We start from the raw sequence: 11,268 nt of genomic DNA on the forward strand, positions 1-11,268 counted from the left end.
ACCTCCCCGCGGCCTGCGCGTCAGACGCCCGCGCCGCCCCGGGACCACGGCTCCCGCGCGGTCCGCGCCCCGGTGCCGTCCACGAACCGGTACCGGCGCTCCGGCCGGCCCGCCGCCCCGTACCGCAGCGACACCTCCGCGCTGCCGACGGTGTGGAAGTGCTCCAGGTACCGCCGGGCGCTGACCCGGGAGACACCGGTCGACTCGGCGCACTCACGCGCCGAGAGGGTGCCGTCGGCCTGCCGCAGGGCGCGCTCGATCAGCCGCGCCGTCTCCACACTCATGCCCTTGGGCAGCTCCGACGCCGCCGGGACGGGCCCCGCCGCACCCGCCAGCACCCGGTCCACGTCGGCCTGCCCGCGCACCACGGCGTCCCGCAGCCGGCCCCGCTGGACGGCGTAACGCTCCAGCCGGGCCCGCAGGTCCTCGAACGCGAAGGGCTTCAGCAGGTAGTCGACCACGCCGAGGCGGACCGCGCCGCGCACGCTGTCCGCCTCCCGGGCGGCACTGATCACCATCACGTCGCACGCGTGCCCGGCGGCCCGCAGCCGGGGGATGACGTCCAGGCCGAACAGATCCGGCAGGTACAGGTCCAGCAGCACGAGGTCGGGGCGGAGTTCACCGACGGCGGCGACCGCCTCCTCACCGGTGCCGGCCACACCGGTCACGCGGAAGGGCTCCACCCGTGCGACGTAGGCGCGGTGCACCCGGGCCACCCGGAAGTCGTCGTCGACCACGAGCACGTCGATCGTGTCGTCGGCCACGGTCGTGGGGCGTCCGCCCGGCGTGCTGGTCGTCATCGTGCCGCTCCTTCCGCCACCGCGTCCGCGAGGTGGCTGACCGTCCTGCGCGGTGCCCCGCCCCGCCTCGCGGCCGGGGCACCGTGATCCCACCGCGGTGACGTTCGCAGACCCGGCGGGCGAGCGCCAGAGAGGTCCCGCGTTCTCCTCCCGGCCCGCGCCGGACCCGCACCCCGCCCCCGCCCGGCTCCGCTGACGCAATGAGCCGTTGACGCAATGAGCCGTTGACGCAATGACCCGTTGACGCAATGACCACAAGCTCCGTTGCTTGCGCAAGCGAGACAGCCCCGCGTCCCCCGTGCACCATGTGGCCCACGTCACCCTCTCCCGTGCGGGGTCTGGCGTACTTCCTTCCGGACGACCGACCGAACAGGTGGTGGCACACGTGCGCCTGCGCACCCCCCTCGCCCTGCTCGGGGCCGCCGTGCTGGTCCTCGTGGGGCCGCCGCTGCTCTCCACCGGCGGCGGCACCGGGACCGGCACACAGATCCCGGGCCTGCGCCTCATGGTCCCCAACACGCCCGGCGGCGGCTACGACATCACGGCCCGCACCGCCGCCAAGAACGCCGAGGACGCCGGACTCACCCACGGCATCGAGGTGTTCAACCTGCCCGGCGCCGGCGGCACCGTGGGGCTGAGCCGGCTGGTCGGCGAACACGGCAACGGCAAACTGGCCATGTCGATGGGCCTCGGCGTGGTCGGCGCCGTCCGCTCCAACGACGCGCCGAGGACCCTCGCCGACACCACCCCCATCGCCCGGCTCACCGAGGAGCAGGACGTCGTCGTGGTCGCCGCGGACTCCCCGTACCGGACCATCGACGACCTGATCGGCGCCTGGAAGAAGAACCCCGGCGGGCTGCCGGTGGGCGGCGGGTCCTCCCCCGGCGGACCCGACCACCTCGCGCCGATGCTGATGGCGCGGGCCGCCGGCATCTCCCCCAGGGACGTCAACTACATCCCCTTCGACGGCGGGGGCGAACTGCTCGCCTCGATCCTCGGCAGCAAGGTCGCCTTCGGAGTCTCCGGCGTCGGTGAGTACCTCGACCAGATCGAGGCCGGCGAACTGCGCCTGCTCGCCGTCACCGGGCCGGAACGGGTGCCCGGCCTCGACGCGCCGACCCTCCAGGAGGCGGGCTACGACGTGAACTTCACCAACTGGCGCGGCCTCGTCGCCCCGCCCGGACTGACCGAGGCCGAACGGAGCAAGCTGATCCGGCTGGCGGAGGCCCTGCACGACTCCGACGAGTGGCGGGCGTCCATGGAACGCAACGGCTGGGACGACGCCTTCCTCACCGGCGAGAAGTTCGGGGACTTCCTGGAGGCCGAGGACCGGCGCGTGGTGTCGGTGCTGAAGGAGCTGGGACTGTGACGACACCGCCCCCGGCCCCCTCCTCCCCCGCCGGCCCGCTGTCCGCGCCGGAGCCGGGACGACGGCGCTCCTGGCTGCGCGAGCACTCCGAACTCGGCGTCTGCGCCCTGCTGCTGGTGATCGGCGTGCTGGTGCTCACCGACGCGGTCACCATGGACGTCGACCTCACCCAGCGCGGGCCTGTGGGGCCGCGGACCGTGCCGTTCGTGGTCGGCGGGGGCCTGCTGGCCGTCGCCGCGCTCCTCGCCGTCGACGTGCTGCGCGGCGGCCGGGGCCGGGCCGAGGGCGGCGAGGACGTCGACCTCTCCGAACCGGCGGACTGGCGCACGGTGCTGATGCTGTCCGGGGTGTTCCTCGGATCGGCCGTCCTCATCGAGCCGCTCGGCTTCCCGGTCGCGGGCGCGCTGCTGTTCTGGGGCGCCGCCTTCACGCTCGGCAGCCGCCGCCTCGACCGCGACCCGCTCATCGCGGCGGTCGTCTCCCTCGTCGCCTACGCCGTCTTCAACCACCTGCTCGGAGTGCCGCTGCCGGGCGGTCCGCTGATGGGAGTGCTGTGACGTGAACGCCCTCACCTCCCTCATGGACGGCTTCGGGACGGCGCTGACACCGGTCAACCTGATGTGGGCCGCGGTCGGGGTGCTGCTCGGCACGGCGATCGGCGTCCTGCCCGGCATCGGCCCGGCCATGGCGGTGGCCCTGCTGCTGCCGGTGACGTACGGGCTCGACCCGACCGGCGCGTTCATCATGTTCGCCGGGATCTACTACGGCGCCATGTTCGGCGGCTCGACCACCTCCATCCTGCTGAACACTCCCGGGGAGAGCGCCGCCGTGGTCGCGGCCATGGAGGGCAACCCGATGGCGAAGTCGGGGCGCGGCGCGCAGGCCCTGGCGGCCGCCGCGATCGGCCACTTCACGGGCGGCATGGTCGGCACAATCCTGCTGGTGGCGCTGGCCCCGACGGTCGCCGACCTCGCCGTGGACATCGGTGCCCCGGACTACTTCGCCATCATGGTGCTGGCGTTCATCGCCGTCACGTCGGTGCTGGGCTCCTCCCGCGTCCGCGGCCTCGCCTCGCTGCTCATCGGACTGACGATCGGCCTGGTGGGCCTGGACGCGATGACCGGGCAGCAGCGCCTGACGTTCGGCTCGCTGCAACTGGCCGACGGCATCGACGTGGTCATCGTCGCGGTCGGCCTGTTCGCCATCGGGGAGGCGCTGTGGGTCGCCGCGCACCTGCGGCGCCGCCCGCCCGAGCCGATCCCGGTGGGCCGCCCCTGGCTGGGCCGCGCCGACCTGCGGCGCACCTGGAAGGCCTGGGCGCGCGGCCCGTTCATCGGGTTCCCGTTCGGCGCGATCCCGGCGGGCGGCGCGGAGATCCCGACCTTCCTGTCGTACGTCACGGAGAAACGGCTGTCGAAGCACCGGGACGAGTGGGGAAAGGGCGCGATCGAGGGCGTGGCCGGACCGGAGTCGGCGGCGTCGGCCTCCGCGGCCGGCACGCTGGTGTCGATGCTGACGCTGGGCCTGCCGACCACCGCCGTCGCCGCGGTGATGCTGGCCGCCTTCCAGCAGTACGGCATCCAGCCGGGCCCCCTGCTGTTCGAGCGGGAGCCCGACCTGGTGTGGGGGCTGATCGCCTCCCTGTTCGTCGGCATGGTCCTGCTGCTCGCCCTGAACCTCCCGCTGGCCCCGGTCTGGGCGAGGCTGCTGCGCATCCCGCGCCCCTACCTGTACGCGGGCATCCTGTTCTTCGCGGCGGTGGGCGCGTACGCCGTCGGCGGTGAGGTGACCGACCTGGTGATCCTGCTGGTGATCGGGCTGATCGGGTTCGGCATGCGGCGCTACGGCCTGCCGGTGCTGCCCGCGATCATCGGGGTCATCCTCGGCCCGGCCGCCGAGCAGCAGTTGCGGCGCGCGCTGCAGATCAGCGACGGGAGCGCGACGGGGCTGGTGAACACGCCGTTCTCGGTGACCGTGTACGCGGTCGTGACGCTGCTGCTGGCCTGGCCGCTGCTGCGGAAGGCGGTACGGCGGGGGGCGGGGCGGCGGGAGGCGGTACGGCGGGAGGCGGTTCCGGTGGTTCCCGGTGCGGCGGATCAGGGGGCTGCGGATCCGCCCGGCCGGGACGACAGCTGAGCGGGGCGGAATCCTCACGTCCTCGGGAGACCCGGGGGTCCGGGGGTCCGAGACCCCGGGGGCGACGGTCCGCCCCGTGGGGCGCCGTGGTCAGACGAGGTGGGCGAAGACCACCAGGTTCTCGGTGTAGTCCTTCACGGAGTGGTCGTAGTCGCCCGAGCAGGTGATGAGCCGGACCTGCGCGTCCGGGGTGTCGGCGTACACCCGCTCGTCGGGGAAGTCGTCCTTGTCGAAGGACTCGGCACCGTCCACCACGAAGGTGGCCGTGCGTCCGTCGGCGCGCGCCACCTGGAACTTGTCGCCCTTCTTCAGTTCGCCGAGCCGCGCGAACACGGCCGGGGACGTCTTGGTGTCCACGTGCCCGGCGATGATCGACGTGCCGAGCTCGCCCGGGGACACGCCCTTGGCGAACCAGCCGACCAGGTTGGTGTCGTCGGCCGGGGGCGGCTGGAGCCGGCCGTCCTTGCCGACGGCCAGGTCGGTGAAGGGCGCGTCGACCTTGATGCCGGGGATGCGCAGCCGGGTCGGTGCCGACCGCGCCAGGTGCTTGTGGGGCGTCGCGCTCGCGGACGGAGCGGTGGATGCGGGAGGAGCGGTGGTGGAGGCCGCGACGGCGGGCGGGGCGTGCGGCACGTGCGCGTCGTCGGGGGGACTCTCCCGGCCGCCGAGCAGGCTCACCGCCAGGACCAGGGCCGCCGCACCCCAGAAGACCGCCGTCATCACGGCACGCAGTCGTCGTCGGGGCGGCCGCTCATCGCTCGCACGGGGGGACAGAGGGCTGGCTGCCATCGGGAAGACCACCTCACTGGAACACGGCAGCGGACACATCGGGCGAACGGGCGAGCGGGGCCGCCGCGACGCGTGACACGCCTACGGCGACCCCGGCTGCTATGTCATCGGGCATGGCTCACGCCACGCTTCCGGACGCCTTCTTGCGCCGCAGCGCGTAGGCACCCGTGCCGAGGACCGCCAGCGCGGCCAGACCACCGGCGCTGACGCCCGGGTCGGCGAGCGCACCGCCACCGGTGTGCATGCCACCGCGCGGCTTCTCGTGCTTCCAGTCCTTGTTCTTCTCCCCCTTGTCCTTGCCGCTCCAGGACTCCTCGCTCTGCGAGTCGCCCTTGTTCTTGTCCTTGTAGGTCTCCGGGTCGTACTTCGGGTCCTTCGCGCTGCCCCAGTCCCCGTCGGTCACCGCGGCCAGAGCCCCGCCGCCGGTGTGCATGCCGCCCTCCGGCTTCTTGTACTTGCCGTGCTTGTCGTGCTTGCTCCCCTTGTCGTACTCCTTGTCGTGCTTGCTCTCGCTGTCCTTGTCGTACTCCTTGCTGGTGGAGGAGGACTTGTCCTTCTCCCAGTCACCCGAGTGATCGGCGTAGGCTGCGGGCGCCGCGATCACGAGGGCGGCGGTGGCCGTCGCGGTGGCGAGCACCAGGCGGGCAGAGCGCATCTGGACTTTCCTTCCGTCCCGGACGGGCTGCTGACTTGGCATCAGTACGAGGGACCCGGCCTTGACGTGATCCACCGTCAGCCGGACCGGCCGCTCCCACCATCCGGGACGATCACACGGGTTAACGACACCCCTCTTCAGGGGGATCCGACCACCTCCGCACGGACGCAGCCCGGCGTTTCTCCTTGCGGCCCGGCGACTCCGCCCGCCGCCCGGCGCTTCCCCCCGGCCGTCCGGCGGCCTCGCCCCCAGGCCCTCGCCGCTGCTTGCCCCGGGCCGGGCGCGGCTCTAGCCTGATTTTGTGCCGCTCATAAACAAAACCCGGCGGCAGCACGTCGCGCCGGGCCCCGACCTCGTCCGCCTCCGTGTCGCCCTCACCGCGTTCTTCGCCCTCGACGGCTTCCTCTTCGCCGGCTGGGTGGTGCGCATCCCCGCCATCAAGCAGCAGACCGGCGCCTCCGCCAGCGACCTCGGGCTCGCGCTGCTCGGGGTCTCCGCCGGGGCCGTGGTCACCATGACCCTGACCGGCCGCCTGTGCCGCCGCTACGGCAGCCATCCCGTCACCGTCGCCTGTGCCGTGCTGCTCTCCCTCAGCATCGCCCTGCCGCCGCTGACCCACTCCGCTCTCGCCCTCGGCACCGTGCTGCTGCTGTTCGGCGCGGCCTACGGAGGGATCAGCGTCGCCTTCAACAGCGCCGCCGTCGACCTGGTGGCCGCGCTGCGGCGGCCGGTCATGCCCAGCTTCCATGCCGCGTTCAGCCTGGGCGGCATGGTCGGCGCCGGGCTGGGCGCGCTGGTCGCCGGGTCCGTGTCGCCCACCGTGCACCTGTGGGGACTGGCGCTGGTGGGGCTGGTGGTGACCGCGGTGGCCGGTCGGACGCTGCTGCGCTGCGATCCGCCGGCCCCGGCGCGGCCGGCCCGGACCGCCAGCGGCTCCCCGGCCCGCCCCGACGGCCGTACCCGCGCCCTGGTGGTCGTCTTCGGGCTCATCGCGCTGTGCACGGCCTACGGCGAGGGCGCGCTGGCGGACTGGGGTGCCCTGCACCTGGAGGAGGACCTGGGCGCCTCCCCGGGCACGGCGGCCCTCGGCTACTCCTGCTTCGCGCTCGCCATGACCGCCGGACGGCTCAGCGGCACCACCCTGCTGGAGCGGCTGGGCCGCACCCCGACACTCGTCGTGGGCGGCGCCACCGCTGCCGTCGGCATGCTGCTCGGGGCGCTGGCACCGTCCGTGGGACCGGCCCTGCTCGGCTACGCCGTCACGGGCCTCGGCCTGGCCAACCTCTTCCCCGTGGCCGTCGAGCGAGCGGGTGCGCTGGCGGGCCCGGGCGGCGTCGCGACGGCGTCGACACTCGGTTACGGCGGCATGCTCCTGGGCCCTCCCGCGATCGGGTTCATGGCCGACTGGTTCAGCCTTCCGGCCGCCCTCACCAGCGTGGCTGCGCTGGCCGCGGTGGCCACGGTGATCGCCTTCGCCACCCGCCGCGCAGGTACCGACCGGGGGGAGGGGATCGAGGCGGTCTGATCAACCGGTTGGGGGGCCGGCAGGAGCCGCCTGATCGACCGGCTGGGCGGAGACGGGCACGGGGCCGCCTGATCGACCGGCCGAGGTGTGGGTACCCGGTGCGCGGCGCCCGTCGGAACGACCGCCGACCGGCCCGCCGCCCACACCGACCGACCCCAGCGACCGACCCCAGGGAGAGGGAGTAGCACTGTGAGCGATCAGCAGCATCCCGCCGACCAGCATCCGACCCCCGACTTTCCCGCCCAGGACCAGCCGCACCCGGGCTGGACCGGGCCGATGGACCCGCCCCCGGACCACGGCGAGGACTCTTACCGCGGCAGCGGGCGGCTCACCGACCGCAAGGCCGTGATCACCGGTGGGGACTCCGGCATCGGCCGGGCGGTGGCCCTGGCGTTCGCCCGCGAAGGGGCGGACGTGCTGTTCACCTACCTGGACAGCGAGAAGGAGGAGGCCGACGAGACCACCCGCTGGGTCGAGGAGGCCGGCCGGCAGGCGGTGGCCGTCCCGTGCGACGTGCGCGAGGAGGAGAACTGCCGCGCCCTGATCGACCGCGCCGTGTCGGAATTCGGCAGGATCGACATCCTGGTGAACAACGCGGCGTACCAGATGTCGCAGCCCGACGGCATCGAGGCCATCACCACCGAGCAGTTCGACCGCGTCCTGCGGACCAACCTCTACGGCATGTTCTGGCTGTGCAAAATGGCCGTGCCCCACATCCCGGAGGGCGGCAGCATCATCAACTCCGCCTCCGTGCAGGCCTACAAGCCCAGTCCGCACCTGCTCGACTACGCGACGACCAAGGGCGGCATCGTCACGTTCACCCAGGGGCTGGCCCAGATGCTGATCGAGCGGGGCATCCGGGTCAACGCCGTGGCCCCGGGGCCGGTGTGGACGCCGCTGATCCCGGCGACGCTGCCGGACACCACCGAGTTCGGCAAGCAGGCACCCATCGGCCGGCCCGCGCAGCCCGCCGAGATGGCCCCGGCATACGTCTTCCTGGCGTCCCAGGAAGCGTCCTTCATCACCGCCGAGATCGTCAACGCCACCGGCGGCACACCGCTCCCGTAGCGACAGGGGCCGGACGCCGTCGGACAGTGCCGTCGGACATCGCCGTCGGACATCGCCGTCGGCCGGTCATCCGCCGGTGAGCATCCGGGCCAGGACAGCGCGCTGCACGGGCAGTACCTCGCCGTGCAGCGCGCGGCCCTTCGCCGTCAGCGACACCCGCACCCCCCGGCGGTCCTCCGGGCACATTCCCCGGTCGACGAGCCCCTCCCGCTCCAGCCGGGCGATGAGCCGGGACAGAGCGCTCTGGGTGAGGTGGACGCGTTCCGATATCTGCTGGACGCGGTAGGACCGGCCGGTTCTCGCGGAGCCCTCCGCCAGTATGTCCAGGACCTCGAAGTCGCTGGCGCACAAACGGTGTTCGTTGAGCGCCCGGTCGAGTTCGCAGTGAGTGCGCGCGTGCAGCGCCAGCATGTCCCGCCACTGTTGAACGAGCGCCTGTTCGGCCTGCTTCGCCGCCATGGCCCGCACCGTAGCAGAGGGGTGCTTGCCCGCCGGGCGCACGCCTGTTTGACTCGGAGGCCGACACATCGGGGGAAACGCATGACAGGGGCAGGCACGACGGGGCAGGGGCGGCGGACGCAGGCGGAACGGGACGCCATCACCGTGGAGATCGGCTACGCCCTGTGCAGCGCCGCGTTCGCCGCCGCCGTCGTCTTCGGGGCGGTGGCCGGTCCGGCCCTGCTCTTCTCGCTTCCCGGCCCCGTGGAACGCCTGCTGGTCGGCGCCGGACTCGTCCTCGCACCGGTGCTGTTCACCGTCCGGGTGGTCAGCGTGCTGCTCCGCTTCGGCCGTTCCGCGGGGCGGTCCGCAGACCCGTTGGATCGACCCGATCAGCCGGATCAAGCAGATCAGCCGGATCAGCCGAGCCAGCCCGGCCGTACCAGGCCGGACTCGTAGGCCAGGACGACCAGTTGGGCGCGGTCGCGGGCGCCCAGTTTCACCATGGTCCGGCTGACGTGGGTCTTGGCGGTGAGCGGACTGACGACGAGACGCCGCGCGATCTCCTCGTTGGACAGACCCATGCCGACCAGCGCCATCACCTCCCGTTCCCGCTCGGTGAGTCCGGTCAGGGCCTCCGCGGCGGCCGGTTCCTTGGAGCGGGCCGCGAACTCGGCGATCAGCCGGCGGGTCACACCGGGTGAGAGGAGTGCGTCACCCGCCACCACCGCCCGCACCGCGCGCAGGAGTTCCTCCGGTTCGGTGTCCTTCACCAGAAAGCCGGAGGCGCCCGAGCGGAGGGCTTCGAAGACGTACTCGTCCAGTTCGAAGGTGGTCAGCATGACCACCTTCACCTCGGCGAGGTCCCCGTCCCCGGTGACCTGCCGTGTGGCGGCCAGACCGTCGAGCCCGGGCATCCGGATGTCCATCAGCACGACGTCCGGGCGCAGTTCGCGGGTCAGCCGGACGGCCCCGGCGCCGTCCGACGCCTCACCGGCCACCTCGATGTCCGGCTGCGCGTCGAGCAGCGCCCGGAACCCCGCCCGGACGAGCGACTGGTCGTCGGCGAGCAGTACGCGGATCACCGGTCCTCCTCGGCGTCGAGCGGCAGTACGGCCAGCACCCGGAACCCCCCGTCGGGGCGTGGGCCCGCCTCGATGGTGCCATCCAGCGCGGCGGCCCGCTCCCGCATCCCGGCCAGCCCGTTGCCGCTGCCGCCCGCGTCGGCACCGGTGGCAGGACCGTCGTCGTCGATCCGCAACCGCAGCCGTCCGCCGCCGCGTTGCGCCCGTTCGCGGTCGGTGCGTCGGTGGTCGGTGCGTTCGCGGTCGGTGCGTCGGTGGTCGGTGCGTTCGGGGTCGGTGCGTTCGCGGTCCGTGCGTTCGCGGTCCGTGCGTTCGCGGTCCGTGCGTTCGCGGTCCGTGCGTTCGCGGTCCGTGCGTTCGCGGTCCGTGCCGGCGCGTTCGGCGCGTTCGTGTTCGATGTGTACGCGGGCGTGCCGCGAGCCGGAATGCCGCACGACGTTGGTGAGCGCCTCCTGGACGATGCGGAAGGCGGCCAGATCGGCGCCGGGCGGGAGGTCCGGCACCTCCCCCTCCACCGTGACCTCGAGTCCTGCGGCGGCGGCCTGTTCCACAAGCTCCGGCAGCCGTCCGAGGCCCGGGGCGGGGGCGCGGGGCGCGGCGCCGGGGGCCCGCAGCGTGTCCAGTACCTGGCGCACCTCGCCCAGGGCCTCCTTGCTGGTGTCCTTGATGGTGGTGAGCGCGGTCCGGGCCTGTTCGGGGTCGCTGTCCAGGAGGGCGAGACCGACACCGGCCTGCACGTTGATGACGGAGATGCTGTGCGCGAGCACGTCGTGCAGCTCGCGGGCGATCCGCAGGCGCTCCTCGTCCGCGCGCCGCCGGGCGGCCTGGGCCTGCTCGGCCCGCTCCCGCGCCCACTGCTCCCGGCGGACCCGGCCGAGTTCGGACAGCGCCACGACGGCCACCGCCCAGGCGGCGACCACGAACTCCTGGTTCCAGGACGCCGCCGTGTCCCCTGCGGGCGGCAGCCACCGGTACAGCAGGTGGGTGAGGAGCAGGTGCCCCGCCCAGAGCGCCCCCATGGCCGTCCACGCGGCACGGCGGTGCCCCCGGACGACCGCACTGAAGCAGGCCACGGCGACCGTCAGCAGCACCGGCCCGTAGGGGTATCCCAGGGCCAGGTAGGCCAGGACGACGGCGACCGTGCCGGACACCACGGCCACCGGATGCCGGTGCCGCCACAGCAGCAGGAGCCCTGAGGCGAGGAGGAGCAACTGCGACCAGATGTCGGGGGCGACCCGTTGCCCGTGCTGGCCGTGCGCCGCGAAGGCGGAGCCGACCAGGACGAACACGGTCACCAGCAGGGTGGAACGCCACGGCCACCGCGGCCCGTGCCGGTCGCCCGGCTCCAGGTCCCCGGCCCGCCACCCGCCGGGACCGTGCCAGGCGCCCGGCCCGCGCCACGG

General features: G+C 73.4%; 12 protein-coding genes. 6 read left to right on the forward strand and 6 right to left on the reverse strand.

All coding sequences use genetic code 11. The annotated features are described in order from the left end of the window. Positions 1 to 20: 20 nt before the first annotated feature. Positions 21 to 800, reverse strand: a complete 780-nt coding sequence (locus G3I53_RS32745; RefSeq protein ID WP_164439050.1) for a response regulator — start codon at positions 798 to 800, stop codon at positions 21 to 23. Positions 801 to 1,185: 385 nt separating this feature from the next. Between G3I53_RS32745 and G3I53_RS32750 the strand changes: the two genes are divergently transcribed. Genes G3I53_RS32750 through G3I53_RS32760 form a run of 3 tightly spaced genes read left to right on the forward strand, consistent with a single transcriptional unit; the run spans position 1,186 to position 4,305 of the window. Then, positions 1,186 to 2,169: a tripartite tricarboxylate transporter substrate binding protein gene (locus G3I53_RS32750; protein ID WP_164332523.1), complete on the forward strand. Its 984-nt coding sequence runs from the start codon at positions 1,186 to 1,188 to the stop codon at positions 2,167 to 2,169. 38 nt (positions 2,170 to 2,207) lie between these two features. Continuing rightward, positions 2,208 to 2,726 (forward strand): tripartite tricarboxylate transporter TctB family protein, encoded by a 519-nt coding sequence (locus tag G3I53_RS32755; RefSeq protein WP_164332524.1) that lies wholly within the window; start codon positions 2,208 to 2,210, stop codon positions 2,724 to 2,726. A 1-nt stretch (position 2,727) separates the two neighbouring features. Further along, positions 2,728 to 4,305, forward strand: coding sequence for a tripartite tricarboxylate transporter permease (locus tag G3I53_RS32760; RefSeq protein ID WP_343240729.1), 1,578 nt, complete (start codon positions 2,728 to 2,730; stop codon positions 4,303 to 4,305). Positions 4,306 to 4,395: 90 nt separating this feature from the next. On the opposite strand, the gene G3I53_RS32765 is transcribed toward G3I53_RS32760, so the two are convergent. Continuing rightward, entirely contained in the window at positions 4,396 to 5,025 is a 630-nt protein-coding gene (locus tag G3I53_RS32765) for a class F sortase (RefSeq protein ID WP_164332525.1), read from the reverse strand. Between the two features lie 187 nt (positions 5,026 to 5,212). Further along, entirely contained in the window at positions 5,213 to 5,749 is a 537-nt protein-coding gene (locus G3I53_RS32770) for a hypothetical protein (RefSeq protein WP_164332521.1), read from the reverse strand. A 301-nt stretch (positions 5,750 to 6,050) separates the two neighbouring features. Between G3I53_RS32770 and G3I53_RS32775 the strand changes: the two genes are divergently transcribed. Beyond that, on the forward strand, positions 6,051 to 7,274 hold the full coding sequence (locus G3I53_RS32775; RefSeq protein ID WP_164439051.1) for an MFS transporter: 1,224 nt from the start codon (positions 6,051 to 6,053) through the stop codon (positions 7,272 to 7,274). Positions 7,275 to 7,463: 189 nt separating this feature from the next. Next, on the forward strand, positions 7,464 to 8,342 hold the full coding sequence (locus G3I53_RS32780) for an SDR family oxidoreductase (RefSeq protein ID WP_164334995.1): 879 nt from the start codon (positions 7,464 to 7,466) through the stop codon (positions 8,340 to 8,342). A gap of 66 nt (positions 8,343 to 8,408) precedes the next feature. Here the strand turns inward: G3I53_RS32780 and G3I53_RS32785 are convergent, their stop codons facing one another. Next, positions 8,409 to 8,801, reverse strand: a complete 393-nt coding sequence (locus G3I53_RS32785; protein WP_164334997.1) for a MarR family transcriptional regulator — start codon at positions 8,799 to 8,801, stop codon at positions 8,409 to 8,411. A gap of 81 nt (positions 8,802 to 8,882) precedes the next feature. Between G3I53_RS32785 and G3I53_RS32790 the strand changes: the two genes are divergently transcribed. Next, complete coding sequence (locus tag G3I53_RS32790) at positions 8,883 to 9,239, forward strand: DUF6332 family protein (RefSeq protein ID WP_164334999.1); 357 nt, start codon at positions 8,883 to 8,885, stop codon at positions 9,237 to 9,239. On the opposite strand, the gene G3I53_RS32795 is transcribed toward G3I53_RS32790, so the two are convergent. Together G3I53_RS32795 and G3I53_RS32805 are read right to left on the reverse strand one after the other, a co-directional pair. Further along, the gene (locus G3I53_RS32795; RefSeq protein WP_164335001.1) at positions 9,200 to 9,865 is read right to left on the reverse strand and encodes a response regulator transcription factor; all 666 of its coding nucleotides are present in this window, start codon (positions 9,863 to 9,865) and stop codon (positions 9,200 to 9,202) included. The two genes, G3I53_RS32790 and G3I53_RS32795, sit on opposite strands and share 40 nt — an antisense overlap. Beyond that, entirely contained in the window at positions 9,862 to 11,214 is a 1,353-nt protein-coding gene (locus tag G3I53_RS32805) for a sensor histidine kinase (RefSeq protein ID WP_239064229.1), read from the reverse strand. The genes G3I53_RS32795 and G3I53_RS32805 overlap by 4 nt, the downstream gene beginning before the upstream one ends. Between the last annotated feature and the right edge of the window lie 54 nt (positions 11,215 to 11,268).

Origin of the sequence: Streptomyces sp. SID14436, assembly GCF_010548465.1 — a bacterium.
Classification (GTDB): Bacteria; Actinomycetota; Actinomycetes; order Streptomycetales; family Streptomycetaceae; genus Streptomyces.

What these genes read in the sequence shown, in the direction of transcription:
- G3I53_RS32770 (WP_164332521.1), bottom strand. Translation starts at nt 5,749, where the DNA reads ATGCGCTCTGCCCGCCTGGTGCTCGCCACCGCGACGGCCACCGCCGCC.
- G3I53_RS32790 (WP_164334999.1), top strand. Translation starts at nt 8,883, where the DNA reads ATGACAGGGGCAGGCACGACGGGGCAGGGGCGGCGGACGCAGGCGGAA.
- G3I53_RS32785 (WP_164334997.1), bottom strand. Translation starts at nt 8,801, where the DNA reads ATGGCGGCGAAGCAGGCCGAACAGGCGCTCGTTCAACAGTGGCGGGAC.
- G3I53_RS32745 (WP_164439050.1), bottom strand. Translation starts at nt 800, where the DNA reads ATGACGACCAGCACGCCGGGCGGACGCCCCACGACCGTGGCCGACGAC.
- G3I53_RS32765 (WP_164332525.1), bottom strand. Translation starts at nt 5,025, where the DNA reads ATGACGGCGGTCTTCTGGGGTGCGGCGGCCCTGGTCCTGGCGGTGAGC.